The sequence below is a fragment of the Bradyrhizobium sp. LA2.1 genome (assembly GCF_040547725.1).
In the GTDB taxonomy this organism is placed as follows: Bacteria; Pseudomonadota; Alphaproteobacteria; order Rhizobiales; family Xanthobacteraceae; genus Bradyrhizobium; species Bradyrhizobium barranii.
Genome location: NZ_JBEPQI010000010.1, coordinates 128,332 through 151,957, shown reverse-complemented (window position 1 = coordinate 151,957; position 23,626 = coordinate 128,332). Strand labels below are relative to the sequence as shown.

Sequence of the window (23,626 nt, the reverse complement as noted above, 5' to 3'; positions counted from 1 at the left end):
CTGGTTAGAGCGTATCGAGATGGAAGGTCACTCCGCCACCCCATGCGAAGTTGCCGTCTCCGCCATCGCCGCCGATGCCGGCCACAACTTCCTGGTGCTGGTCCACCATGACCTTGTTGATCTGGGTGGCATCCGTATTGGCGTAGACCTTGGAGGTATCGTAGCCGCTGTAGGATTTTTGGCTTCCGTTCGACTCGGCGTCTCCGCCATGGGCCTTCGAAAAATACGAGGCCTTGGCGTTTGCGCCGCCGGCATCCCAATCCGCCGTCTGTTTGACGTGATCGCCGGTGTTCACGTGCACGTCGGCACCTTCTGCCTTGTTGGTCGGATCGTAGTTGACAGTCGGCTTGCTGATGATGGCTCCCTTGAAAGTACCGTCGCCGCCATTTCCGGCACTTTGACCACCGGTGTCGATCGATTTGACTTTGATCGTATCCGAGATGTTGATTGCCTTTGGCATCATTTGAGGCCTCCGTCGGTTTGTTGGCTGTCGTGCAACATCCATCCCGATCAGGCGGACGCGCGCGGCAAGTCTGGTCCGCCCGCGCGCGATGGCGATAGATGTCAAATCGGACACCATCCGGTTTGGTGGGCCTACGTACGAAAGTACGACATTTCGTCAGGAGACGCGCCTCTGCGCGGGCTTTGCATGCGAAGAGTGGCGACGGCGCGTGCCGCGATGCGATCGGCTATGCGAGCGATGCGACGTTTCGCTATGCCACCAGGTGAAGATCCGACAAGAGATGCGCGGCATCGCCACCCAGTGCGAGATTGCCGTGGCCGCCGTCCCCGCCAACGCCGGCGATCTGGACCGCACTCTGGTCGATGTGCACGTTGTTGACCTGATCGGCTACGGCCGTCGAATGGGGACCTGCGATTGCGATGTTGATGGGTGCATAGATCGCGACGCTGACGTCGATCAGACTGCCGGCAAAATAGCCGTTGCCGCCATTGCCTGCGCTGTTCGAGCCGGTCGCGATCGTATCGGAACCGCCCCACAGATTATGGGAAAGAAGGCTTGCATGGCCGCCCGCTGCGGCGTTGTCGTTGCCGCCGTGCCCGCCAATGCCAGCGATCTGAACCGCGGATTGATCCACGGAGACATCATTTATCTGGACCGCGTAAGTGCTGGAACCATAGCCCGCGATTGCGATGTTGATCGGGTTGTACACTACAAACGAGGTATGGACGAGTTCACCGTAGAACACGCCGTCACCGCCATTGCCGGCCTGGCTTCCGCCCGTTTGAACGCCAAAGACGCCGCCTCCGTTGCTTGATCCCCAGCTGGGGTCGAGCGTCATGACGCTGCCGCCGGCGGCCAAATTGCCATGTCCGCCACTTCCGCCGACGCCCGCGATCTGAGTGGCCGATTGATCGATATCCACCGTGTTCGATTGACTTGCATGCGCAGTGCCGCCCGAGGCCGCCACCGCAATATTGATCGGATGATAGATCACCACGGGAGCGTCCACGATCGCACCCGAGAAATAGCCACTGCCGCCGTTTCCGGCGCCGTTGTCGCCGCTCGCGATCAGGCCGGCGCCTAAGGACGTACTGACGCTGCCTCCCGATGCAATGTTGTCATTGCCGCCATGGCCGCCGACGCCGGCCATCTGAAAGGCGGACTGATCGACATTCAAATTGTTGGACTGGTTGGCCAGGGCGACCGAGCCGTATCCCAAGCTCACCGAGATGTTGATCGGTTGATAGATCAACAGGGACGCGTGAATGATGCTTCCGTAGAAGTAGCCATCTCCGCCGTTTCCGGCCGTGTTGGCTCCGCTCTCGACCGCAGCAATGCCCATCCCGGGATGTGATGCGCCGGAAGCGGGCGTGGTGGACGAAGCATCCAGGCCCGCCGCAGCGTGGTTGCCGACGTGGCCGCCCGTGTCGCCCACCGACGTGGGATGTTTGGATTGAATCGGGTCGGAGTCATGATGCTGGGTGTTCGCGCTCGCGGGGTGCGCTCCAGAATCTGCAAATTGACCTGCAAACGGGCGGGGACCATGGACCAGGGCGCCACCGCCAACCGCGTCAGTCAGGAACGGTGCGCTCGGTGCCGGACCCGCTTCGTCGTCACCATCGTACCCATCGTGGCGATGGGAGGCGTGATGCAGCCGGATTCCATCCGACATCCGCGAAAAATCCATCGTAGCCTCCCTCATCGCAATCGCTCCGCGCGATCGGACGGGTTCTGCACTCCGGACAGACTGTCATCCCGGGAAGGTCGAATGCCCAGTCGTCAGTTCGGATATAGCGCTTCGTCTGGCACCCGTAACATCGGCTACATCCGTTCGGGTAAACAGCCTTTGCAACTTTGCGTGGGCCGATGCTTGAAAGTGCGACCTTGAGGGGATGGCGAAAATGGACAATCGAGCTGACGGCCAGATCGCCTGCGGCCAAAATGAATCCACGGCGTTGCCGGATTTAAGTCGCATTGCGACCTAGGTCACGGCCAACGCTCCCGTCCGGGCAGGGGCGCAACACCGGGGTTTTCCATGTCCGGTCATTTGCGAGTTTATTGCGCCGCTTTTACGCTTATTGCAGGTCTCTCGACATCATCCGCGTTTTCGACGCCTCTTTCCGAACTCTTCAATGCCGGTCCCGCCACAGCCCCTGCGCCCGCTTCCGCGGAAGCAGAGTGCTTGACGCGGCCCGGCAAGTCGACCGCCGATGGCCAGCACTGGGTCTATCGGGTGGAAGGCCAGCGCAGATGCTGGTTCCAGATCGCCGAAGGAACTGAGAGGGCGAAGAAGCTGGTTCAGCAACGCGCCACCAAACATCGTGTCGCCGCGGCCGAAGAGAACCAGACCGCGGCGCGCAAGCGGAAGACGGTGGTGGATGCGCGCGCGGAGCTGCCGCGCTCCGCACCTGCGGATACGTCCCGGCCGAGCCCGTCCGTGCCCGCGCAGGTGGTTGATGCCAGTCCCGTCCTCGCCACCGGGATCGCAACCCGCGCGTCGCCGGCCCCCCTTTCCAAACGCGACCGGCTCACGGCCGACGAGATCACGCCGCGCCAGGTCGACGTGGAGGCACTCCTTGCGGCGGCGCCAGCCGCCAGTGACGTGGTTGCCGCCTCGGCGGCGCCGCTCGCCTTTTCCGCCGCAGAGGCGGGCGATGACGGACGGGTTTGGACCTGGCTTGGCATGCTGCTGATGGCTTTGGGGCTTGTCTCCGTCTTGAGCGCGAGTCTAACCATTCGGTGGGCCGCGCTGCTGCCCCAGCTATTATTCGCTTGCCAGCGGCGAGTTGACGCCAGCAGGCAGAATGGGCCTCGAGCTCCCTGGCGGCGCGGCTCCCTGGTTTGGGTCCAACAGGGCTTATGGGGCAATGCCTGGCGTCGCTCAAAACCACAGCTTTCAGCACCGATCGCGGTGAGTATCTGGAGGCTTCTCTTGTCGAGGGCGAGTTCTCTCGAGAAATTTCATGCGTTCGCTCAATCGCGAGCCGCCGGGCGCCCTGCCTATTCGGAAACAACCCAGTTTCGCAGACCATCGACCGTGCGAAATCCGTCGGCGGCGTAGCAGCGGATCGATGGATGGAAGCCTTGCGTCATCTCGGCAAGCGCGTGTCCTGGACCGAGGTCCAGGACTTGATCGACCCCGAGCTCTACGAGAGCCTCCAGCGTCGCCGCCCAGTCGATCGGGCGCGCGATCTGGCATGCGAGCTTTGCTGTCGCATCGGTCACGGAGAAGATGCGCTCGCCGCCATCCCCTGCGAGGAGGGTTCGTTGGTCTGCGACAGGAGCGCGTCTGCTGGTCGCAAGCGCTTGCTGCAAGGGCGTGCAGGCCGGTTCGAGACGCGTCGTATGCGAGGCGATTTTGACGGCTAGAAGACCGGCGCGGGCGGCGCCCTGTGTCGTCGCCTCCTGACAGAGGGCGATGACATCGCACTCCGCGCCTCCAACCACGACAAGAAGGCCGGGATTCCTGATTGCGATCTCGCAGCGGTGCGTCTCGAGCAGGTGTTCGAGCGTGGCTCGTTCGAGCCCGCGGACATAGCCGAGCCGCCCATCCGGCCCCGCCACGCCGTCCATCAATCGGGCGCGGATATCGGTCAGTCGCAACGCTTCGGCGGCGGTCCATATTCCCGCAACGCTCCAGGCCGCCATCTCGCCGACGCTGTAGCCCGTGACAGCGGTTCCCTCAGTCAGCAAGTCCGCGATACAGGCGTGGATCGCGAGCGCCGATGTGACGGTCAGGATCTGGCTGGCATGGTTGGCGGACAGCTCGTCCGCGCGGCGCGTCCTTATGAACTTCCGCGGATCTTCGCCGAGACAAGCGGTCGCAGCGGCGAAGACCGATTCCGCAGCAGGCCGATCGGCGACGAGATCGAAGATATTGTCCGACAGGGTGCCTTGTCCGCCGCAGAGCAGTGCAAGCATCAGGGGGCCAGCCGATCGACGAAGAGAGCGTCCACAAACAGAGCCATGGCGAGCAGATCTGCCGATCCGCCCGGACTGAGATTGCGCGCGACGAACGCCTGGTGAATGCCGTCGGCGTGCTTGCGCCAGCCTGGGCAACCGATTCCGCCTGCGGCAAGGAATGCGGATGCGCTGGCCTGCGCGAAGCGCAATCCGTCAACTCCGCCCCTGTGCAACAGATTGGTGTCGGCAACATCTGCGATCAGCGCCATGCAGGTCTGAACCCGGACCGCCTCCTCATCCCGAGGCGCGAGCGTCCGCGCCGCATGCAGCGCGGGAAGGGCGATGTCATAGACGGAGGGGAAGCCACAAGCCGCTTCCGCCCTGGCGCCGCCGGCGCCGTAGCGACGTGACGCCACGGCGCCGTGGCTACGCAGGGATATCGGGCCTGCGTAGATGGCGTCGCCCCAACGTTGCGACACCAATTCGCCGAGCGGCTTGCGAATGCCGAGAGCGCCGCGATACCCGGCCGCGGCGCAGAGCAGACCCAGTCCGAAGATCGCGCCGCGATGCGTGTTCACACCTGAGGTCGCCGCCAACATCGCGCGCTCCGCCGCAACCCCGATCGCGCGCAACCGGTCCATGCCGGCGCCCTCGGCGCCCGCGGCTGCGAGGTCGTGGAAGAACGGAGCCAGCGTGTCGGCACTTCGGCACAGGAGCCCGGCGTCCATATCGCGATGCGCGCCGTTGTCGACGTGGCTGACGAGCCCCGGCTTCGGATAGGTCTCGACTTCGAGCTTCAGGCACAGCGATGCGAGATGACCGAGCTGCTCCGCGCGGAGCGCGCGTTGCGGCGGCGCTTGCCATCTCAGCGCGACATTCATGACGCGCCACCGGCGAGAAACGCCGCACGCGTGGTGACATGAACGCCGGCCGCGCCTTTGACGAGGACTTCGTCCTCGTCAGCGCCGGTCAGCTCGCGCCATTGCACGCCGCCGGCGTGATAGACGATCTCGCCGTCGAGCCGCATCGGCGCCGTCTCTGCGATCCGCGCGATGTCGGACGGCAGGGTGATCGCGTGCCTCGCCGACGACAGCGGCCAGAGCAGGTCGAGGTCCGACCCATCGGACAGATAGGGCAGGCCGGTGAGATGCTGCCAGGCCAGACTGCCGTACGTGCGCGTCTCAGGCAGAAGGCGGACGAGCAGGTCGATGGTCTGGCGCCACGACGCCGGCGCGGCTGCTGCCGTATCCGCCAGCAATGGCGGCGGAGCATGCGCGATGAGTTCGCCGGGGGCGAGCGCGACCGCGATACGCCGCTTGCCGTGGCTCGGCGGCAGCGGCAGGCCGAGCGGAATCATGCCTTCGGGGTCATTGCAGGCCGGCCTGCGAACCACGAGCGGGCGGCCGGTGCGCGCCCAGCCCTCGATGATCGGCTCGCTGGCAAGCGCGGGATTTCGGCTCATCGCGGCCGCCCATCCGGTGGCCGAGGCCGTCACCATCGTATGGCGCTGGAGGGCTTCAGCCATGTGGCGCCCCCTGATGCGCGGCTGCCGCGAGCGTGACAATCCGATCGGCGATCTCGGCCGCCTTCCGCCGGCCGCCACGCTCGGCGCCGAGCCGCGCGCGATCGTCCTGTCCCTGCGGCCGTTGCAGCACGGCCGCAAGCTGCGGCGCCAAGGGGGCGCTTTCGTTCCAGACGGCGTGAATGCCGCCGGTCTGCACCATGTTGTCGAGGCCGGGCGCGAACACCGGCGTCGCTTCCGCCTTGGCCTTCAGCACATCGATCGGAAGCTTGGTGACCCGCGCCATCGACGGCAGATCCATCACCGCGGGATGCGCACCGGGCAGCGCCACCAGCGTAGCCGTGGCGAGCGCGGTGGCGATGAACGCGCCCGCCGCGCTACCGCCATAGAGCAGTCCGACGGTGCGATGTCCTTCGGCTTCGGCCAGCAGCAGGGTCTTGGCGAGATGCGACAGATACTCGCTGAGCCCCAGCAACTCGTCGCGCTTGCTCATGCGCTGGCTGGCGGAATCTACCAGGACCAGGATCGGCGCGCGATCGCCGGATTTGACGATCTCGATCACGCGCCCTGCGAGCGCGATCGCCTCGTCGACGCCGAGCGGCTGACCCTGCGTGATGCCCAGCACGTGGACGCGACCTCCATCGGGAAGGATCGCCTGTCCCGCGATCATCGCGCCCGTGGTTGCGATCTTGCTGCCGTTCGGAAAGAGACTGGCCAGGATGTCATCGAGCGTCATCGGCGTTCTCCCTGTTGCTTGCCGCGCGAAGAAATGCAGCTGTGGGAAGCGCGGGAATCTCCGTCGGCTGGTCGATGCCGAGTGCCTGCCAGATCTCGACGGCGTCCGTGGCCTCGCCGAAACGCTGCAGCCGCCGCTCAAGGCGGTTCTGCTCGGCCTCGAGAGTTGCAACGTTGCAGCCTCGCTTGATCCCGAGCGCGTCGATCGCCGCCCCGCGAAACGCCTGCGCCTCGTCGTCGACGTAGGCATCAGCGCCGCCGATCAGGTAGCGGTGCTTGCCGCCCATGGTGCGCCACACCAGCGCGCGATCGCGCGAGTCGAATTCCTCGATGCCCTTGTTGGTCTCGATCACTTCGGGGCCGCTGATGCTGATCCGCCCCTGTTCGGATACGATCAGGCGCGAGCAGGTGCCGGCGATCAGGCTGCCGCCGCCATAACAGCCGGCACGGCCGCCGATCAGGCCGACGATGTGGATGCCGGCGCGCCGTGCCTCGATGATCGCGCGCATGATCTCGGCGATGGCGAGCTCGCCCGCATTGGCTTCCTGAAGCCGCACGCCGCCGGTGTCGAACAGGATCAGTACGTCTTGATGAAGCGCACGCGCAGCGCGCAAGAGGCCCGTGAGCTTGGCGCCATGGACCTCGCCGAAGGCACCGCCCATGAAGCGTCCCTCCTGCGCCGCGACGAGCACGGGCACGCCGTCAAGGCGGCCGCGGCCGACGACGATGCCGTCGTCAAACTGCTCCGGCAGATCGAAGATCGCCAGATGCGGGCTCATCTCGCGCAGCTCGGGGCCGATGAGTTCGGTAAAGCTGCTGGCGTCGACGAGCGCGTCGATGCGCTGGCGGGCGCTGGCCTCGTACCAGCTCAGCAAATTGGCGTCGGCTGTGACGGCTGTCATCGTTCCGGCTCCTCGATCTTGCGGACGCCTTGCGCAAGGCGCAGCGCCACTGTGTCGGGCCTGGCGCCGCCGTCATTGATGGAAATGCGTAAGCCCCCGGCAGAGCGGCGGACGACGAAGTCGCGGACCACGGCGTCCCAGACCATGCCGAAGCCATGAGCGGCCGTTGCGATGTCGATGGTGCAGACATCTTCCGGCGAGACGCGTTCCAGCAGGACCTCGAGATTGCCGGAGGCGACGACGCCGACGATCGCCTGGGTGCGGGTGCCGCCGGCGCATCTCGGGGCAGTCAGTCTGAAGCTGAGCTTTTCCATGCAAAACTCCTCACCAATTGCGGAAGCGGCTGGGCGGGCGGTAGAGACCGCCGGAGGCCAGCATGAGGTCCTTGATCGAGCGGGCCGCCAGCAGGCGCCGGTCGGCGTCGAGCGGATCGATGCCGAGATCCTCGGGGCGCTGGATCACGCCGCGCTGCCTGAGCTGTTCGACCAGCTTCGCATCACGCGCGCGTCCGATGTCGGTGTAGCCGGCAACGCCACGGATCGCCTGCTCGCGCTCGTCCTTGCTACGGCACATCAAGAGGTTGGCGATGCCTTCCTCGGTGACGATGTGGGTGACGTCGTCCGAGTAGACCATGACCGGCGCGAGATCGAGCTTGAGCTCGCGTGCCAGGTCGAGCGCATCGAGCCGCTCGACGAACAGCGGCGCATTGCGCTCGCCGAAGGTCTCGCCGATCTGCACCACCAGCTTGCGGCCGCGGCGCAGCGCCGCGTTGGAGTCGGGATCGGCTTCGGCGCCGGCCTTGAGCCAGGGTTCGCTCGGGTGGCGCCGGCCGCGCGGATCGGAGCCCATGTTGGGCGCGCCGCCGAAGCCGGCGATGCGGCTGGTCGTCACCGTCGAGCTGTGGCCCTCGAGGTCGATCTGGAGCGTCGATCCGATGAACATGTCGCAGGCATAGAGGCCCGCCGTCTGGCAGAAGGCGCGGTTCGATCGCAGCGAGCCGTCGGGACCCGTGAAGAAGACATCGGAACGCGCCGCGACGTAATCCTCCATGCCGACTTCCGAGCCGAAACAGTGGATCTGGTCGACCCAGCCGGATTCGATCGCCGGAATGATCGTGGGATGCGGATTGAGCGCGAAATGGGTGCAGATCTTGCCCTTGAGGCCGAGCCTCTCGCCATAAGTCGGCAGCAGCAGCTCGATCGCGGCGGTATTGAAGCCGATGCCATGGTTGAGCCGGCGCACGCCGTAGGGTGCGTAGATGCCCTTGATCGTGAGCATTGCGGTCAGGATCTGGGTCTCGGTGATCGCGGCCGGGTCGCGGGTGATGAGCGGCTCGACATAGAACGGTCTGCCGGCCTCGACCACGAAATGCACGAGGTCGCCGGGAATATCGACGCGCGGCACCTTGTCGACGATTTCGGTGACCTGCGCCACGACGAGACCGTTCTTGTAGCTCGTCGCCTCGACCACCGTCGGCGTGTCTTCGGTGTTCGGCCCCGTGTAGAGATTGCCGTCCTTGTCGGCGCTCACCGCCGCGATGAGTGCGACGTTCGGCGTGAGATCGATGAAATACCGGGCGAACAGCTCGAGGTATGTGTGCACGGCCCCGAGCTCGATCTTGCGGCCGAACAGCATGCGCGCGATGCGGGCCGATTGCGGGCCCGAATAGGAGAAGTCGAGGCGCCGCGCGATTCCCTTGTCGAAAATGTCGAGATGGGAGGGCAGGACCACCCCCGACTGCACCATGTGCAGGTCATGGACATCCTGGGGGTCGAGGTTCGCGAGCGCCGAGGCGAGGATGTCGGCCTGCTTCTGATTATCGCCCTCCAGGCACACCCGGTCCCCTGACCGGATCACGGCCCTCAGGAATGCAGGCAGGTTCGCGATGGGCACCATCTTGCCCTCGGCGTGCTGGCCGCCGGCCGTCAGGCGCTCCGCCAGGGCGGCCTTTTGCATACCCCAATCGCTCATTTCGGCTCCTTGGCATGCGGGGTTGGCTTTCGATTGCCGTAATGTATGCGTATTGCCTTCAAATGTCAATTAGTGTATACACAAACCCATAAGCGATGGATATTCGCATACACAGGAGGGAATTTACGATGCGAATGCATGCAGATAGTCCAAGTCCTGGGGATCGTGCCTTGCTCGCCGAGGGGAGGCGCCCGTGACCATTTCCGGCGTAGCGCTGCGCGCGATCTGCACCCTCTTAGGGGGCCTGTTGGGGGACCTGCTCGGCGTCGCCCTCGGTGTGAAGGCCAATGTCGGCGGCGTGGGCATCGCCATGATGTTCTTGATCGCGGCCCGGCTCTGGCTGGTGCGGCACGGCATACTCAGCCACGGGCTCAAGACCGGCGTCGAGTTCTGGGGCAGCTTCTACATTCCGATCGTGGTCGCCATGGCCGCGCAGCAGAACGTGGTCGCCGCGGCAAAAGGCGGTCCGATCGTCGTCATTGCGGGGATCGGCGCGGTCGCGGTGTGTTTCGCTATGGTGGCCCTGATCGGGCGGTTCAGCGGTCGTGTCGAGACCATGGACGAGATCGAGGCGCGAGAGGCCGAGGCGCTCGCTGCACCGATGCCCCACTTCAAGTCCGGGAGGATCGGATGATCATGATGTCTCATATTCTCGCCGCCAATGCGCTGATCACTGCGTTCGCGGTCGTCGGAATCCTGATGTGGATCTCCGGGGCGATCTCGAAATATCTCACCTTCGGGCGCATTCACGCCTCGGCGATCGCGATCATGCTGGGCCTTGCGCTGGCGTTTTGGGGAGGCATCTCCACCGGCGGCGAGAAGGGCGTGGCCGATCTGCCGGCCCTGGCCGGGATCGGCCTGATGGGTGGAGCGATGCTGCGCGATTTCGCCATCGTCGCCACCGCCTTCGAGGTCGATGTCGTCCATGCGCGCAAGGCCGGGGCGATCGGTGCGGTCGCACTCGGACTGGGAACGGTGGTGCCGTTCATTCTCGGCGTGTTCGTCGCCGCGGCGTTTGGCTACACTGACGCGGAATCGCTGACGACGATCGGCGCCGGTGCGGTCACCTACATCGTGGGCCCGGTCACGGGCGCGGCGATCGGCGCATCCTCACCGGTTATTGCGCTCTCGATCGCGACCGGTGTATTCAAGGCGGTGATCGTCATGATCGGCACGCCTTTTGTGGCGAAGATGATCGGCCTGAACAATCCGCGTAGCGCGATGGTGTTTGGCGGCTTGATGGGAACGGTCAGCGGCGTGTCTGGAGGGTTGGCGGCGACGGACCGACGTCTGGTGCCCTACGGTGCGCTGACGGCGACATTCCACACCGGGCTCGGATGCCTGGTCGCGCCCTCGATCCTTTACTTCGCGGTGCGCGCGATCACGGGAGGCTGAATGGCAGAAGTATTGAAGGTCGCAGTCGACGCGGAGGACGATGGCGGGCTGCTCTCCGATCGCATCCGGAATGCGCTTACGGACGAGATTGCCTCAGGTGCGCTCGTCGCCGGTTCGGCCCTGGAAGAGCAGCAGCTTGCCGATCGTTTTGGAGCTTCCCGCACGCCGGTGCGGGAGGCGCTTCGCCAGCTCGTGGTCAGCGGCCTCGTCGAGGTGCGCGGCCGCCGCGGCCTCGTCGTTGCGCGGATGACGCCGGAGCGCATCATGGACATGTTCGAGACCAGCGCCGAGGTGGAAGCCATGTGCGTCAGGCTCGCGACCTATCGCATGACCCCGCTCGAGCGCAGCCATCTGATCGAACTCCATGACGCCTCGTTGAAGATGGTCGAGGCCAACGATGTCGATGCCTATGACGCGTTCAACCGCGAATTCCACGAATGCATCTACCGGGCAACGCACAACTCGTTTCTCGCCGAGCAGGCGCAGGACGTGCGTTCGCGGCTCAGCGCCTTCCGCCGCACCCAATTGCGGCAGGGCGATCGCATTCGCAAGTCCCGCGACGAGCATGACGCCATCATGCAGGCGATCGCGGAAGGTGACGGAGAGACCGCAGCCCGCCGAATGCGTGCGCATATGCTGAATGCCGCGTCCGCGCTCAGGCGCTACATCGATGATCGCCTCGGCTGAGTAGCCCGATCGCACGATCGGGTCGATAGCATGACCGCATCCGGCGGCCGCAGGCATGGACCATTGGTAAGGTCGCGTACTCATTCTGCCTGATCGAGGCGCGCCGCGCTCGCATCGCGCCGAGCGGCTTGAGCGCGGCGTCAAATATTTCTACATCCACTCAGATCCGTTCCTGCGTGCCGGTCTGACAGGTATCAGGAAGCTGTTAGGCTAATAGTCCGAAGCAAAACATACGCAACGGACCGTACTCCTGCGGCTTGGGCCGGCGCCTGGCTTGAGACGCTGGTCCTTGTCCCTAGGCATAGGGACAGACACGGCCCTGCGATCCGCTTAGGGTCGCTCGCCTGGTTGCTCGTAACCCCGGGACAGGGCCTGAACATCGGACGATCTCCTCCGGGTCCTTGATGCCGCCCGCGGGGGCCGACACAACTGGCCGAAGTACCGGGGCGGACAGGGAGGAGCTGCATGACGATCGGTTTGACGCGAGTTTGTCTTGTTGTGGCCTGCGTACTTTATGGATACGCGGCGCATGCGGAAATTAAAGTCGGAATTGTGATTTCGGCCACCGGCCCGGGATCTGCGTTGGGGCAACCCCAGCTCAAGACTGTCGCAGCTCTGCCAAAAGAGATCGGCGGAGAGAAGGTGACCTACATCATCCTGGACGACGAGTCTGATTCCACCAAAGGGATCCAGAACGCGCGCCGGCTCGTGATCCAGGACAAGGTCGATGTGCTGGTCGGGTCTTCTCTGACGCCGGTGACCATGCCGATGCTCGACGTCGCGCTGGAGTCGAAGACGCCGCTGCTATCGCTTGCGGCCGCCACCGCCATCGTTCAGCCGCTGGACGACAAACGGGCCTGGGCCTTCAAGGTCGTCCCCAACGATGACCTGATGGCGAGCGCTATTCTCAAATACATCGCGAAATCCGGCGCGAAGACGCTTGGCTTTATCGGTGTTTCGGATGGGTATGGCGAAGGTTACTATAAGGAGGTGAGCCGCCTTGCGCCGACCTTGGGCCTGACGGTGACGACGCATGAAGTCTACGCGCGTGCGGACACCAGCGTCACCGGCCAGGCGTTGAAGGTGATGTCGACGAATCCTGACGCCGTCTTCATTGCTTCCGCAGGCACCCCGGCGGTCCTGCCGCAACAGGCGCTCCGTGAGCGCGGATACACCGGAAAGATATTTCAGACGCATGGCGTGGCCAGCGAGGAGTTCATCAAGCTCGGAGGCGCGGCCGTCGAAGGCGCTATTTTCGCCGGCGAGGCCTTTACCGTTGCGGCCGATCTTCCGGCGGGAGACCCGTTTCGTCACGCGACGGAGCAGTTCGTGACCGCCTATGAGGCGGTGAACGGTCAGAAGCCCAATATGTTCGCGGCTCACCTCTGGGATGTCGTCGCGCTGATCGGGAAAGCTGCTCCGAACGCGCTGAAGACGACGAAGCCGGGCACGCCCGAGTTTCGTGCAGCTCTGCGGGACGAACTCGAGCGCGGGGAGAACGTCTATCTCAACAACGGGCTGTCGAACATGAGCAAGACCGACCACAACGGCTATGATGAACGCTCAGCCTTTTTGATCAAGGTCGAGGGCGGGAAGTTCCGCTTGGCGAAATAGCAGCGCGCCATCCTCGGGAAGACACGATGTTGAAGCCGAGCTTCTCGTCGGTGATCTCGACTCCTCGGCCTGGAGGACAAGGCGTCACGCCGTCAGCGCGCCACGAGAGGGACATAGTGTTCGAGTTCGGGGTCGGGGAAGTGGATGGTTCGGCCAAGTTCCGCGGAGCGATAGAGCCCCATAAGCATTTCCATGACGCCGACCCCGTCATCGAAGGTTTCTGCCGGACTCATGCCTCGCCTGAATGCCTCCACCATATGGCGGTTCTCGTCGGTGTAGCCGTAGATGCCGGCTTCGTCCTCGACAACCGGCATCAGACCTTGCTCGGAATTCTGCTTCTCGACGAGGTCTTCGCCCTCTGATCCGCTGATCGCGCGGGAAAGGAAGACTTTGAGGCCCGTTGAGAGCGAGGAGAACTCCATCGAATATTCGGGACCAAGCAATTCAAGCTGGATGCGCAAGCCCGCGCCGACATACGCCCATGAGGTTGTCGCCTCGATCATCAATTGATGCCCGTCGGTATCTTCCATCGTAAGTATCCCGCGCGCGAAATCTTCGACCGGACGTTTGGTGAAATCGACACCCATTCGCCTCTTGAGGTCGGCAGCATAGTGGGGGCGCGTCCATTTGAGATTGGCGGTCGTGGCGCTGGCACTGACCAGCCGTAGGGAGTCGCGCTTTGCGCCGGGCGCGGTCAGCATGAAGCGTGCGACCTCGACCGAATGGCACATCATGTCGGAGAGCACGCCCCCTCCCTGTTTGTCGCCTTGCCAGAACCACGGCTCGTGCGGTCCTGAATGCTCCTCGGCGGCACGCGCGAGATAGGGACGTCCACTTCCGGGTACGGCCCGCCGCCAGATGATGTCCTTGCCGCGCATCACCGCGGTCGAGAAAAGCTGGTTCTCCAGATAACCGTGAAGCAGGCCTGCATCTTCGACGAGCCTGCGCATTTCCCGTGCTTCGGCAAGCGTGCGGGCGAGTGGCTTTTCGCAGGCAATGGCGCGCAGGGGAGCTCCGGCCTTGGTCACGCGGTGGATCTCGCGCATGATGTCGAGGCGGCTGTCGTTCGGCGTCAGCAGCCAAAGCGCATCGACCTCGCCGGACATTGCCATCGCCTCGATGCTGTCAAACACATGCGCCGGCCCAAGGCCAAGATTGCGCGCCTTGTCGGCAATGCGTGTCCGCCGCTCGGCGGAACGGCTGTAGACGCCGCCGACGCTGACGTTGCGCACGCCGAGCATGGACTGCAGATGGAATGCGGCAATGAAGCCGCTGCCGACAAGGCCGATGCGCAGCATTGGAAGTTCCGTGAGCTTCTGCATGTCAGAGACCTCCTTCAATGAAAATGTGGTGGTTCAGACCGACGTGGGCGTTCTGCGTTGCCTGCCCGGGATCGCGGCCAGCAGTGCCTGCGTGTAGGGATGCTCCGGCCGTTCCAGCAGATCTACCGTCGGCCTGATCTCGACGATTTCTCCGAGGCGCATCACTGCGATCCTATCGCAGACCTGGGCCGCGACGTTGAGATCGTGGGTGATGAACAGCACCGCCAGCCGCAGCCGTACCTTCAATGTCTCGAGCAAGGTGAGCACCTGCGCCTGGACAGAGACGTCGAGTGCCGACACCGGTTCGTCGGCCACCAGCACCTCCGGGTCGAGCGCCAGCGCGCGCGCAATTCCGATCCGCTGGCGTTGCCCTCCGGAGAATTCATGCGGAAAGCGTCGCGCGGCGCTCGGGTCGAGACCCACGAGCGCCAGCAGTTCCCCGGCACGCGCGAAGGCCTGCGCCGGCGGGACGCCGTGCGCGATCGGCCCGTCGGCGATAATTCGCCCGACGCGGCGACGTGGATTGAGCGAGGCGAAAGGATCCTGGAATACCATTTGGACATGCTTGCGGGCGGCCCGCAGGCGGGCACCGCGAGCCTCGGAGAAATCCAGTTCGCCGATACGGACCACGCCGGCATCGGCGTCGGTGAGACGCATCACCAGCCGACCGATCGTGCTCTTGCCCGAGCCGGACTCTCCGACCAGGCCGAGCGTCTCGCCGCGCCGGATTTCGAAGGTCACATTCTTTACGGCTGCGACCTCGGTCTGCGAGCTGAACCAGTCGCTGCCACGATAGATCTTCGCAAGTCCAGTCGCGGCGCAGGCGATCGGTTCGTCCTCGACCCGGACCCGGACCGGCGGGGTCCCGCCGGGCACCGCGGCGAGCAGCCGACGCGTATAGGGATGCTGCGGGCGTTCGAGCACGTCCTCCACGGACCCCTGTTCGACGACGCGACCCTTTTCCATGACCGCGACGCGGTCCGCGATGTCGGCGACGACGCCGAAATCATGGGTGATGAACAGCACCGCCATTCCGCGTCGCTGCTGAATGTCCCGGATCAATCGAAGGATCTGTGCCTGTGTCGTGACGTCGAGTGCCGTGGTTGGTTCGTCCGCGACCAGGATCGATGGTTCGAGCGCAAGGGCCATTGCGATCATGGCACGCTGACGCTGGCCACCCGACAATTGATGCGGGTAGCTGCGGATGATCCGCTCGAGATCGCGCATGCCTACCTCTTCGAGGAGGGCGCGCAAGTGGGCCTGCCGCTCGGTTGGCGTGAATTGTCCGTGCGCCTCGAACGCTTCCATGATCTGGTCGCCGATCCTGATCACAGGATTGAGCGCTGTCATCGGTTCCTGGAAGATCATCGCGATGCGTCGCCCGCGCAACGTCCGCCATTCTGCTGCGGGGAGGTTCAGCAAATCGCGCCCCTCAAAGTGTATGGCCCCTGCAACCGGGCGAATGGCCCTGGGCAGCAGGCCCATGACGGCAGAGGCGCAGACCGATTTACCGGAGCCGGATTCACCGACGACGCAGAGAATTTGCCGCGGATACAGGGCAAGCGAAACGTCCTCGACGGCAGAGGCACGATCTCCGCCGGCAGGCAGCGCCAGCGTCAGCCGCTCGATCGACAGGATCGCCTCTGTTGTCTCGCTCATGCTGCCCGATCCGACATCACGTCTTTCTCATCCTGGTCACGCCGCCAGTGCAATGCCGTCCTTGCGATGGTCCGACGCGCCGAGAATGACGCCCCTGGAAAGATCGACGTGCACGGCCTGACAACCTCCGAGCGGTTCGTCCGCCCAGATCACGCGATGACCGCGCGCAATCAATTCGTCGGCGACGGAGCCGGGAATCGTGGGTTCGAGGCTCAGCGTGCCATCAAACGCAAAGCTGCGCGGCGCATCCGAGGATTGCTGAATGTCGAGCCCACGGTCGAGCACGCCGCTCAGGATCTGCATATGTCCCGCCGCCTGGTATTGTCCACCCATCACGCCGAAGGCGATGATCGGCTTGCCATGCTTCGTCAGCAGACCCGGAATGATGGTGTGAAAGGGACGTTTTCGCGGCGCAATCGCATTGGGATGTCCTTCGAGAAGGGAGAATCCCGAACCCCGGTTCTGCAATAGCACGCCAGCGCGAGGAGCGTAGATGCCGCTGCCGAACGCGAAGAAAAGCGAATTGATGAAGGATACCATGTTGCCGTCGCGGTCGGCGACCGCAACGTAGGCCGTGTCACGATGAACAGGCATGTCAAAATCCGCTGATGCGCTGGCACGCTTCAGGTCGACGGCGGAGCGCAATGCCGCAACTGACGCCTCCGAGAGCAGCGAGTCGACATCGAGCGGACGAAATGCCGGATCGGCGACCAGCGCGTCACGCTGCCGGTAGGCCGCCTTGGTTGCCTCGGCAAGGAGGTGAATGCGATCCGCCTCGCCGAGCGCCGGATTGGCCATGTCGAAGCCGGCAAGGATGCGGGCGATCAGCAGCGCTGCGACGCCCTGTCCGTTCGGCGGACATTGCAGGATTTGATGATCGCGGTAGTCGGCGCTGATCGGCTCGACGTACTCCGATCGGGCACTTGCGAAATCTTCAAGCTGCATCATTCCGCCCAGCGCCTTCAATGTCGCGACGATTTCTTCGGCGACGGCACCTTCGTAAAACGCGGCGCGTCCCTCGCGTGCAATCCGGCGCAGCGTCGCGCCGAGTGCGGGATGATTGAGCTTGCTGCCGACGACGGGTGTAGCGCCACCGGGTAGATAGACCGGTACGCCGGTCTGATGTCGTTCGATGCGATCGGCGTAGCGTGCCCAATCCAGCGCGGCGCGGGGCGTCACCACAAAGCCGGTCTCGGCCGCGCGGATCGCCGGCGCCAGAACCTCGTCCAGGCCCTTTGAACCATAGTCGCCAGAGAGGCGGCACCAGGCATCGACCGCACCCGGAACTGTGACTGCATGGGGTGAATCGTCCGGGATCGACGCCAGCCCGCGTTGCCGAAACCAGCCGAGTTCGGCCTTCGCCGGCGCTCGGCCCGAGCCGTTGACAGCGACGGGTTTGCCGGAGGCGGGAGCATAGATCGCAAAACAGTCGCCGCCGATGCCGGTCATATGCGGATCAATGACACCCTGGAGGGCGATCGCGGCAATGGCGGCATCGACTGCATTGCCGCCACTGCGCAGGATCTCGACCGCAGCGAGCGTGACAGCCGGATGAGAGGTCGCGGCCATGCCCCGGTCGCCCACCGCCAGCGAGCGCCCCGGCACCATGAAATCGCGCTGTCCCCAGCTCATGCCCTTCTCCGATTGTTGTTGTGGGGCCGCGTGGCGAGGGCTGCGGCAGCCGGTTCATCGCAAAGGATATCGACGTTGCCGTGCAGGCGGAGTGCCGAGGCAGGACAAGCTGCTGCGATCGGACCCTCGATTGCGGCTGCGACTGCGGCCGCTTTCTCCGGTCCCTTGGCGATCAGGAGGATGCTCCGAGCCTCCAGGATTGTCGCTATGCCCATTGTGATCGCACGTTCGGGAACCGACGCCGGATCAGGAAAATTGATGGCATTCGCGATGCGGGTGGCCTCGTCGAGTCTGACCTCGCGGGTACGTGAGGCGAAATCCGAACCTGGCTCATTGAAGCCGATATGGCCGTTGGCGCCGATGCCGAGGAGCAGGAGGTCGATGCCCCCGGCAGCCGCAATCTGCGCCTCATAGCGCGCGGCCTCGGCGGCGACGTCGTCGGCCGTGCCATCGGGGATCTTTGCCCGACCGGCTTCCATATCCACATGCCTGAACAAGTGCTGCTGCATATAGGCATGGAAGCTTCCGGGCGATTGGGGTGCGACGCCCACATATTCATCGAGGTTGAAACTCGACACCGTTCGGAATGAGATGAGGCCGGCGCGGGTCGCGGCGACAAGGCGGGCATAGAGCGGCGCCATTGTCGCTCCGGTCGCAAGGCCGAGGGTAACCGGCCGCCGATCGTGCAGCCGCGCGATGACGAGCGCGGCTGCGCGTTCCGCGACGGCGGCGGCATTGCCGACAATCTCGATTCTCGGCGCCTGCTCCTTCATGCCGCGACATCTGCTGCCGTGAAAGGAAGGGCCAGCGGGCCCGCATCCTTGCCGATGCCAAACAACGAGCGATGCACGAGGTCGATCGCGCTGCCGATCGCGCCGATCAGCGTGGCGCGATTGCCGAGCGCGCTGAGCTCGATACGAACAGGCTCGCGCATGCAGCGTCCCAGATGTTCATCGATCCGGACCTTCAACTCGGGCCGCGCGCCGATGCTGCCGCCCATGATGATGATTTCCGAATCGAGGATGCTGTGCACCGCCAGGATCGCGGTCGTGAGGATCCGGCCGATCTCGTCGATCGTCACTCGTGCCGCCTCCTCGACCGCGAGCCGATCGAAGACATCGCGCACGGTACTGCCGGGCGCGCCGCCGAGCCCGATGTAGCGTTCGACAATGCCGGCGCTGCCGATCGCGGTTTCCAGGGTGCCGAACCGAAGACCGCGCGCATCGTAGGGATCGCCCCCAAGCGGCAGGTAGGCTATCTCGCCGGCCGCCCCGCGTGCGCCGCGCACGAGATAGCCGTTCGAAAAGATGCCCATGCCAATGCCGGTGCCGACTGCGATGAAGGCGAAACTGCGCGCCTTGCGGCTGTTGCCGCGCCAATGCTCCCCGATTGCGGCGAGATTGACGTCATTTTCGATGGCGACGTCGATTCCGAGCCGTTCGCGCAGCGCGGCCCTCACGTCCAGGCTATCCAGTCCGGGGATATTGGGCGCGATGGCGATGCTGCCCGACGCTGGGTCGACCATCCCCGGACTTCCCATCACGCCGCCGCGCAAGCGTTGCGCCGATACGGACGCACGCTGAAGCAGGGCATCCTTCATGCGATCGATCTGTGCGACCACGGCAGCGCCGCCGTCGCCGGATGTCGGTTCGATGCTCTCGGCGACGATCTCACCGTGCAGATCGGCAAGTGCGACGTGCAGTTTCGTGCCGCCAAGGTCGATGCCGAGCACGAAGGCGGCGTCCGGCCGGAGCGCATAGGTGACGGCGCTTCTCCCCACGCTGCCCTGAATTTGACCGTCCTCATGGACCCAGCCGTCGCGCTCGAGATCACGCATCACTTCGGAGATGGTCTGCTTGGACAGGCCCGTGCTGCGGGCGATTTCGGCGCGCGATACCGAGCGATCGCGCAGCAGGCGCTCAACCACAAGGCGCACGGATTGCTGTCGCGCAACGGGCGATGAGGGGGCGTCTGGCATGGGCCTCAATCCAATTAGTCAATACACCGAACTAATACCTCGCCTGATCCGTCGTCAAGGGGTGCAGTGCAAGGATTTTTCGCCTTCAAAAGCGAGGTATTGTAATTTAGTTCCATATCCCAGGGTGATTTGTTCGAGATGTTTACAAATAGGTTCAGTCGTGCTTGTCTTGACCTTCAACAGCAGAGCCTTGGAAGCCTTGGGATAGGCGTGCGACGAAAGGAATTCCGTATGAAGCGGACGGGCACGGCGTTGGCGGCAATTCTGATGATCGCATCGGGCCTGGTCTCGGCGAGTGCCGCGACATTGCGGGTCGGCATTCAGGACGATCCCGATGCGCTCGACCCGGCACTCAGCGGCACTTACTCCGGTCGCTTCGTGTTTGCGGCGCTGTGCGACAAGCTTGTCGATATCTCCCCCGACCTCAAGATCGTGCCGCAGCTGGCGGAGGCATGGGAGTGGTCCGCGGACGGCAAGTCGATCACGTTTACGCTGCGCAAGAATGTCACGTTCCACGATGGCACCGCGTTCGATGCAGCGGCAGTCAAGTTCAATATCGAGCGCATGAAGTCGATGCCGGATTCCAAGCGCAAGGCCGAGCTGGCGCCGGTCGCGAGCGTCGAAGCGCTTGCCGCGGACAAGGTGAAGTTCAACCTGTCGGAGCCATTCGTGCCGCTGCTTGCCAATCTCAGCGATCGTGCCGGCATGATGGTCTCGCCTAAGGCCGCCACGGAGAAAGCCGGGGAATTTGCAGCCGCGCCGGTCTGTGCCGGTCCGTATCAATTTGCCGAGCGCAAGTCGCGCGACCTCATTCGGGTCAAGAAATATCCCGGCTACTGGGACGCTGCACGGGTCGGCTATGACGAGGTCGTCTACTACTACGTTCCCGACTCGACCGTGCGATTGTCACGCGTCCGGGCGGGCGATCTCGATCTCGCGGAGCGTATCGCGCCGACCGATCTCAAGACCGTGCGCGACGATCCCAACCTCGCCCTGCATTCCGGCCAGGGACTTGCCGTCTCGCATCTGATGTTCAATGTCGGCGCGGGCGCGAAGGCCGATACGCCACTCGGCAAGAACTCGACGCTGCGTCAGGCCTTTGAGCTGGCGATCGATCGCAATGTCATCAACCGCGTCGCCTTCAACGGCGAGTTCCTGGCGGATAACCAGATGATCCCGCCGTCATCTCCGTTCTACGATAGCGCGCGCAAGGCGCCGGCTCGCGATGTTGCCAAGGCCAAGGCAATGATTGCCGCCGCCGGAATGACTCGCGTGCCGGTCGAGATCCAGTACGAGAATACGGCCGGCGATTCCCGGGTCGCACAGATCATACAGTCGATGGCGGGCGAGGCCGGTTTCGACGTCAAGCTGCTGCCCATGGAAACGACCACTGCCATCGAGCGCTACATGAACGGCAATTTCGAAGCCTATATCGGCAACTGGAGCGGCCGCGCTGACCCGGACCCGACGCTGGTCGCCTTTTTCAGTTGCGCGGGCTCCCAGAACGTCAACAAGTACTGCAACAAGGATCTCGATGCGATCCTGAACCAGGCCCGGGGCGAGGCTGACGAAGCCAAGCGCAAGGCACTCTACGCCAAAGCGACGGACATTTACCTGACGGCGCTCTCGTCGATTCCCCTCCATCACCCGAACTGGTTCTTTGCGGCCCGCAAATCGGTCGGCGGCATCGTCATGGTGCCGGACGGTTTGTTGCGTCTGGTCGGTGTCAGGCCTGTGAATTGATGCGCAACGCCTCGCGCCCGCCGATGCGCTCGCCCTGGTGAGGACCAGTCTGCCCCGATGAAGAGCTTGCTTCTGCGCCGGCTTGCCGTCCTGCTGCCGACCCTGTTGCTGGTGTCGATGATGGTGTTCGGTCTGCAGAAACTGCTGCCCGGCGATCCTGCGCTGGCGCTCGCCGGAGAAGAGCGTAATCCCGAAGTCGTTGAATATCTTCGGCAGAAGTATCGCTTCAATGATCCGATCCCGGTGCAATACGCCGTCTGGCTGAAAGCCCTGGTGCACGGTGACTTCGGCACGTCGGTACGCACCCGATTGCCGATCGGCACCATGCTGGCCGAAAAATTGCCGGTGACCGCTGAGCTCGCGATGCTGTCGATGCTGGTCGCGCTGCTCGTCGGGTTGCCGATCGGGATCTTCGCGGCGCTGGGGCGCGGGACGCCCTTCGACTACGGCGCCAGTCTGTTCGGGCTTGCCGGACTGTCGATCCCGCATTTCTGGCTGGGGATCATGCTGATCCTTCTGTTCTCGGTGAATCTCGGCTGGCTTCCGGCCGGAGGTTTCGTTCCGCCGTCCGAGAGCGTGGGAGGCAACCTGCTTTCGATGCTGATGCCCGCCTTGGTGCTCGGCACGGGCACCGCTGCGATCATGATGCGCCATGTCCGCGGCGCGATGATCGAGGCGATGAAGCAGGACTACGTGCGCACCGCCCGCGCGAAGGGCGTCCGCGAAAGCACCATCGTGCTGCGTCACGCGTTGCCGAACGCGCTGATCCCCGTGGTCACGCTGGGCACACTGCAATTTGGCGAATTGCTGGCCGGCGCGGTGTTGACGGAGCAGGTCTTTTCCATCCCGGGGTTCGGCAAGATGGTCGTCGACGGCGTGTTCAGCCGCGATTATGCCGTGGTTCAGGCGGTCGTGCTCTGCACAGCAGCCGTATTCCTCCTGATGAGCCTGATTGCCGACGTGGCCTATGTGCTGCTCAATCCGAGGCTCAGGTCATGAGCACGATTGAGACGGTGCCGGTCGCAAGTCAGGCACGCGCCGCCGCTCCTTCGGAAATTCGTCGCCTGTTGCGCGAACCATCCGCCGTCATCGGGGCCACGATCATCCTGTTCTTCGTCGTGCTGGCGGTGTTTGCCTCGTGGATTGCGCCGTACGATCCAAACTCGCCGGACTGGATGGCGATTCGCGCGGCACCCGGTGCGGCACATTGGTTCGGCACCGACGATCTCGGTCGGGACGTGCTGTCGCGCGTGATCTTCGGCACGCAAGCCTCGCTTTCCGCCGGCATCGTCTCCGTGACGGTCGCGGTGCTGATCGGCCTTCCGTTTGGTCTCATGGCCGGCTATTTCGGCGGCCTCACCGACATGGTGATCTCGCGCTTCGCCGATGCGCTGCTCGCTTGCCCCTTTCTGGTGCTGGCGATTGCGCTCGCCGCGTTCCTGGGCCCCAGCCTGCAAAATGCGATGATTGCCATCGGCATTTCCGCCGTGCCGGTGTTCGTTCGTGTCGCGCGTGCCGAGACGCTGGTTGTCTGCACCGAGGATTACATCGCGGCGGCCCGGTCCCAGGGCCTCGGCCATCTCGCCATCCTGACCGGACAGGTGCTGCCGAACGTGCTTGCGCCGACGATTGTGCAGGCGACGCTGACCATGGCGATTGCAGTTCTCGCCGAGGCGAGCTTGGCCTTTCTGGGGCTTGGCCAGCTTCCTCCGGCCCCCTCATGGGGCGCCATGCTTGACGTTGCCAGGCAATTTCTCGGCGAGGCGCCATGGATGGCCTTCTGGCCCGGCCTCGCGATCATTGCGCTCGTCATCGGCTTCAACCTGATGGGTGACGGCCTGAATGATGCCCTCAATCCCAGGCACTAGATGGAAGACGAGCCTGTTCCGCTGAGGACTCTGCAGCGTGGCCTTAGGGCTGTTTGATTTCAGGCGGCGGAGCAAAGCCTGTCTCGTCCGAGCGCTGCAGCGCGCAGATCCGATGACACAGGTCGATGACGTGCTCGTCGTAGACTAGCGTGTATTGGCGCGAGCATTTGGCGCGCCGTTGATCTGTATCAAGCAAGCCGCGGGATAGGGGCCGCTAGGTTTCCAGCAGGAG

22 protein-coding genes are annotated in these 23,626 nt (G+C 64.2%); 8 read left to right on the top strand and 14 right to left on the bottom strand.

Annotated features, from left to right (window positions below; all coding sequences use genetic code 11):
• Positions 1 to 4: 4 nt before the first annotated feature.
• Together ABIB95_RS21215 and ABIB95_RS21210 are read right to left on the bottom strand one after the other, a co-directional pair.
• Positions 5 to 580, bottom strand: a complete 576-nt coding sequence (locus ABIB95_RS21215) for a hypothetical protein (protein ID WP_224517418.1) — start codon at positions 578 to 580, stop codon at positions 5 to 7.
• A gap of 133 nt (positions 581 to 713) precedes the next feature.
• Positions 714 to 2,150: a hypothetical protein gene (locus ABIB95_RS21210; RefSeq protein ID WP_354241813.1), complete on the bottom strand. Its 1,437-nt coding sequence runs from the start codon at positions 2,148 to 2,150 to the stop codon at positions 714 to 716.
• A gap of 348 nt (positions 2,151 to 2,498) precedes the next feature.
• Between ABIB95_RS21210 and ABIB95_RS21205 the strand changes: the two genes are divergently transcribed.
• Positions 2,499 to 3,524 (top strand): hypothetical protein, encoded by a 1,026-nt coding sequence (locus tag ABIB95_RS21205; protein ID WP_354241810.1) that lies wholly within the window; start codon positions 2,499 to 2,501, stop codon positions 3,522 to 3,524.
• Here the strand turns inward: ABIB95_RS21205 and ABIB95_RS21200 are convergent.
• From ABIB95_RS21200 to mdcA, 7 genes are read right to left on the bottom strand one after another with little or no spacing between them, the layout of a single operon-like run.
• The gene (locus ABIB95_RS21200) at positions 3,464 to 4,384 is read right to left on the bottom strand and encodes an acyltransferase domain-containing protein (RefSeq protein ID WP_354241807.1); all 921 of its coding nucleotides are present in this window, start codon (positions 4,382 to 4,384) and stop codon (positions 3,464 to 3,466) included. The two genes, ABIB95_RS21205 and ABIB95_RS21200, sit on opposite strands and share 61 nt — an antisense overlap.
• Positions 4,384 to 5,247 carry a triphosphoribosyl-dephospho-CoA synthase MdcB gene (mdcB, locus tag ABIB95_RS21195; RefSeq protein ID WP_063981834.1) on the bottom strand — a complete coding sequence of 288 codons (864 nt, stop codon included), beginning with the start codon at positions 5,245 to 5,247 and terminating at the stop codon, positions 4,384 to 4,386. Before mdcB ends, ABIB95_RS21200 begins: the two co-directional genes overlap by 1 nt.
• Complete coding sequence (mdcG, locus tag ABIB95_RS21190; protein ID WP_354241804.1) at positions 5,244 to 5,891, bottom strand: malonate decarboxylase holo-[acyl-carrier-protein] synthase; 648 nt, start codon at positions 5,889 to 5,891, stop codon at positions 5,244 to 5,246. The genes mdcB and mdcG overlap by 4 nt, the downstream gene beginning before the upstream one ends.
• The gene (gene mdcE / locus ABIB95_RS21185; RefSeq protein ID WP_354241801.1) at positions 5,884 to 6,624 is read right to left on the bottom strand and encodes a biotin-independent malonate decarboxylase subunit gamma; all 741 of its coding nucleotides are present in this window, start codon (positions 6,622 to 6,624) and stop codon (positions 5,884 to 5,886) included. Before mdcE ends, mdcG begins: the two co-directional genes overlap by 8 nt.
• Positions 6,611 to 7,525 carry a biotin-independent malonate decarboxylase subunit beta gene (locus tag ABIB95_RS21180; protein WP_354241798.1) on the bottom strand — a complete coding sequence of 305 codons (915 nt, stop codon included), beginning with the start codon at positions 7,523 to 7,525 and terminating at the stop codon, positions 6,611 to 6,613. Before ABIB95_RS21180 ends, mdcE begins: the two co-directional genes overlap by 14 nt.
• Entirely contained in the window at positions 7,522 to 7,839 is a 318-nt protein-coding gene (gene mdcC, locus ABIB95_RS21175; protein ID WP_354241795.1) for a malonate decarboxylase acyl carrier protein, read from the bottom strand. Before mdcC ends, ABIB95_RS21180 begins: the two co-directional genes overlap by 4 nt.
• A 10-nt stretch (positions 7,840 to 7,849) precedes the next feature.
• On the bottom strand, positions 7,850 to 9,496 hold the full coding sequence (gene mdcA, locus ABIB95_RS21170; protein WP_354241792.1) for a malonate decarboxylase subunit alpha: 1,647 nt from the start codon (positions 9,494 to 9,496) through the stop codon (positions 7,850 to 7,852).
• A 193-nt stretch (positions 9,497 to 9,689) separates the two neighbouring features.
• On the opposite strand from mdcA, the gene madL reads away from it, so the two are divergent.
• The 4 genes from madL (at position 9,690) to ABIB95_RS21150 (ending at position 13,192) form a co-directional block, all read left to right on the top strand.
• The gene (gene madL, locus ABIB95_RS21165; RefSeq protein ID WP_354241789.1) at positions 9,690 to 10,130 is read left to right on the top strand and encodes a malonate transporter subunit MadL; all 441 of its coding nucleotides are present in this window, start codon (positions 9,690 to 9,692) and stop codon (positions 10,128 to 10,130) included.
• Positions 10,127 to 10,891, top strand: a complete 765-nt coding sequence (gene madM, locus ABIB95_RS21160) for a malonate transporter subunit MadM (RefSeq protein ID WP_354123480.1) — start codon at positions 10,127 to 10,129, stop codon at positions 10,889 to 10,891. Before madL ends, madM begins: the two co-directional genes overlap by 4 nt.
• Complete coding sequence (locus ABIB95_RS21155) at positions 10,892 to 11,578, top strand: GntR family transcriptional regulator (RefSeq protein WP_085402438.1); 687 nt, start codon at positions 10,892 to 10,894, stop codon at positions 11,576 to 11,578.
• Between the two features lie 465 nt (positions 11,579 to 12,043).
• On the top strand, positions 12,044 to 13,192 hold the full coding sequence (locus ABIB95_RS21150; protein WP_354115798.1) for an ABC transporter substrate-binding protein: 1,149 nt from the start codon (positions 12,044 to 12,046) through the stop codon (positions 13,190 to 13,192).
• Positions 13,193 to 13,284: 92 nt separating this feature from the next.
• On the opposite strand, the gene ABIB95_RS21145 is transcribed toward ABIB95_RS21150, so the two are convergent.
• From ABIB95_RS21145 to ABIB95_RS21125, 5 genes are read right to left on the bottom strand one after another with little or no spacing between them, the layout of a single operon-like run.
• Positions 13,285 to 14,514 carry a Gfo/Idh/MocA family protein gene (locus ABIB95_RS21145; protein WP_028149204.1) on the bottom strand — a complete coding sequence of 410 codons (1,230 nt, stop codon included), beginning with the start codon at positions 14,512 to 14,514 and terminating at the stop codon, positions 13,285 to 13,287.
• Positions 14,515 to 14,547: 33 nt separating this feature from the next.
• Positions 14,548 to 16,173: a dipeptide ABC transporter ATP-binding protein gene (locus ABIB95_RS21140; protein WP_354241784.1), complete on the bottom strand. Its 1,626-nt coding sequence runs from the start codon at positions 16,171 to 16,173 to the stop codon at positions 14,548 to 14,550.
• Between the two features lie 36 nt (positions 16,174 to 16,209).
• Positions 16,210 to 17,805, bottom strand: coding sequence for a gamma-glutamyltransferase (gene ggt / locus ABIB95_RS21135; RefSeq protein ID WP_354241781.1), 1,596 nt, complete (start codon positions 17,803 to 17,805; stop codon positions 16,210 to 16,212).
• Positions 17,802 to 18,578, bottom strand: a complete 777-nt coding sequence (nagB, locus tag ABIB95_RS21130) for a glucosamine-6-phosphate deaminase (protein ID WP_354241778.1) — start codon at positions 18,576 to 18,578, stop codon at positions 17,802 to 17,804. Before nagB ends, ggt begins: the two co-directional genes overlap by 4 nt.
• A complete protein-coding gene (locus ABIB95_RS21125) occupies positions 18,575 to 19,783 on the bottom strand; it encodes an ROK family transcriptional regulator (RefSeq protein ID WP_354241771.1) in 1,209 nt (402 codons plus the stop codon). Before ABIB95_RS21125 ends, nagB begins: the two co-directional genes overlap by 4 nt.
• 231 nt (positions 19,784 to 20,014) lie before the next feature.
• On the opposite strand from ABIB95_RS21125, the gene ABIB95_RS21120 reads away from it, so the two are divergent.
• Genes ABIB95_RS21120 through ABIB95_RS21110 form a run of 3 tightly spaced genes read left to right on the top strand, consistent with a single transcriptional unit; the run spans position 20,015 to position 23,394 of the window.
• Positions 20,015 to 21,526 (top strand): ABC transporter substrate-binding protein, encoded by a 1,512-nt coding sequence (locus tag ABIB95_RS21120; protein ID WP_283017296.1) that lies wholly within the window; start codon positions 20,015 to 20,017, stop codon positions 21,524 to 21,526.
• Positions 21,527 to 21,583: 57 nt separating this feature from the next.
• Positions 21,584 to 22,525 carry an ABC transporter permease gene (locus ABIB95_RS21115; RefSeq protein WP_028149199.1) on the top strand — a complete coding sequence of 314 codons (942 nt, stop codon included), beginning with the start codon at positions 21,584 to 21,586 and terminating at the stop codon, positions 22,523 to 22,525.
• Positions 22,522 to 23,394: an ABC transporter permease gene (locus ABIB95_RS21110; RefSeq protein WP_354241768.1), complete on the top strand. Its 873-nt coding sequence runs from the start codon at positions 22,522 to 22,524 to the stop codon at positions 23,392 to 23,394. Before ABIB95_RS21115 ends, ABIB95_RS21110 begins: the two co-directional genes overlap by 4 nt.
• Positions 23,395 to 23,626 lie beyond the last annotated feature (232 nt).

Excerpts from the sequence above, each read along its gene's own strand:
- ABIB95_RS21215 (WP_224517418.1), bottom strand. The coding sequence starts at position 580 with ATGGTGTCCGATTTGACATCTATCGCCATCGCGCGCGGGCGGACCAGA.
- ABIB95_RS21210 (WP_354241813.1), bottom strand. The coding sequence starts at position 2,150 with ATGGATTTTTCGCGGATGTCGGATGGAATCCGGCTGCATCACGCCTCC.
- ABIB95_RS21205 (WP_354241810.1), top strand. The coding sequence starts at position 2,499 with ATGTCCGGTCATTTGCGAGTTTATTGCGCCGCTTTTACGCTTATTGCA.
- ABIB95_RS21200 (WP_354241807.1), bottom strand. The coding sequence starts at position 4,384 with ATGCTTGCACTGCTCTGCGGCGGACAAGGCACCCTGTCGGACAATATC.
- mdcB (WP_063981834.1), bottom strand. The coding sequence starts at position 5,247 with ATGAATGTCGCGCTGAGATGGCAAGCGCCGCCGCAACGCGCGCTCCGC.
- mdcG (WP_354241804.1), bottom strand. The coding sequence starts at position 5,891 with ATGGCTGAAGCCCTCCAGCGCCATACGATGGTGACGGCCTCGGCCACC.
- mdcE (WP_354241801.1), bottom strand. The coding sequence starts at position 6,624 with ATGACGCTCGATGACATCCTGGCCAGTCTCTTTCCGAACGGCAGCAAG.
- ABIB95_RS21180 (WP_354241798.1), bottom strand. The coding sequence starts at position 7,525 with ATGACAGCCGTCACAGCCGACGCCAATTTGCTGAGCTGGTACGAGGCC.
- mdcC (WP_354241795.1), bottom strand. The coding sequence starts at position 7,839 with ATGGAAAAGCTCAGCTTCAGACTGACTGCCCCGAGATGCGCCGGCGGC.
- mdcA (WP_354241792.1), bottom strand. The coding sequence starts at position 9,496 with ATGAGCGATTGGGGTATGCAAAAGGCCGCCCTGGCGGAGCGCCTGACG.
- madM (WP_354123480.1), top strand. The coding sequence starts at position 10,127 with ATGATCATGATGTCTCATATTCTCGCCGCCAATGCGCTGATCACTGCG.
- ABIB95_RS21155 (WP_085402438.1), top strand. The coding sequence starts at position 10,892 with ATGGCAGAAGTATTGAAGGTCGCAGTCGACGCGGAGGACGATGGCGGG.
- ABIB95_RS21150 (WP_354115798.1), top strand. The coding sequence starts at position 12,044 with ATGACGATCGGTTTGACGCGAGTTTGTCTTGTTGTGGCCTGCGTACTT.
- ABIB95_RS21145 (WP_028149204.1), bottom strand. The coding sequence starts at position 14,514 with ATGCAGAAGCTCACGGAACTTCCAATGCTGCGCATCGGCCTTGTCGGC.
- ABIB95_RS21140 (WP_354241784.1), bottom strand. The coding sequence starts at position 16,173 with ATGAGCGAGACAACAGAGGCGATCCTGTCGATCGAGCGGCTGACGCTG.
- ggt (WP_354241781.1), bottom strand. The coding sequence starts at position 17,805 with ATGAGCTGGGGACAGCGCGATTTCATGGTGCCGGGGCGCTCGCTGGCG.
- nagB (WP_354241778.1), bottom strand. The coding sequence starts at position 18,578 with ATGAAGGAGCAGGCGCCGAGAATCGAGATTGTCGGCAATGCCGCCGCC.
- ABIB95_RS21125 (WP_354241771.1), bottom strand. The coding sequence starts at position 19,783 with ATGCCAGACGCCCCCTCATCGCCCGTTGCGCGACAGCAATCCGTGCGC.
- ABIB95_RS21120 (WP_283017296.1), top strand. The coding sequence starts at position 20,015 with ATGAAGCGGACGGGCACGGCGTTGGCGGCAATTCTGATGATCGCATCG.
- ABIB95_RS21115 (WP_028149199.1), top strand. The coding sequence starts at position 21,584 with ATGAAGAGCTTGCTTCTGCGCCGGCTTGCCGTCCTGCTGCCGACCCTG.
- ABIB95_RS21110 (WP_354241768.1), top strand. The coding sequence starts at position 22,522 with ATGAGCACGATTGAGACGGTGCCGGTCGCAAGTCAGGCACGCGCCGCC.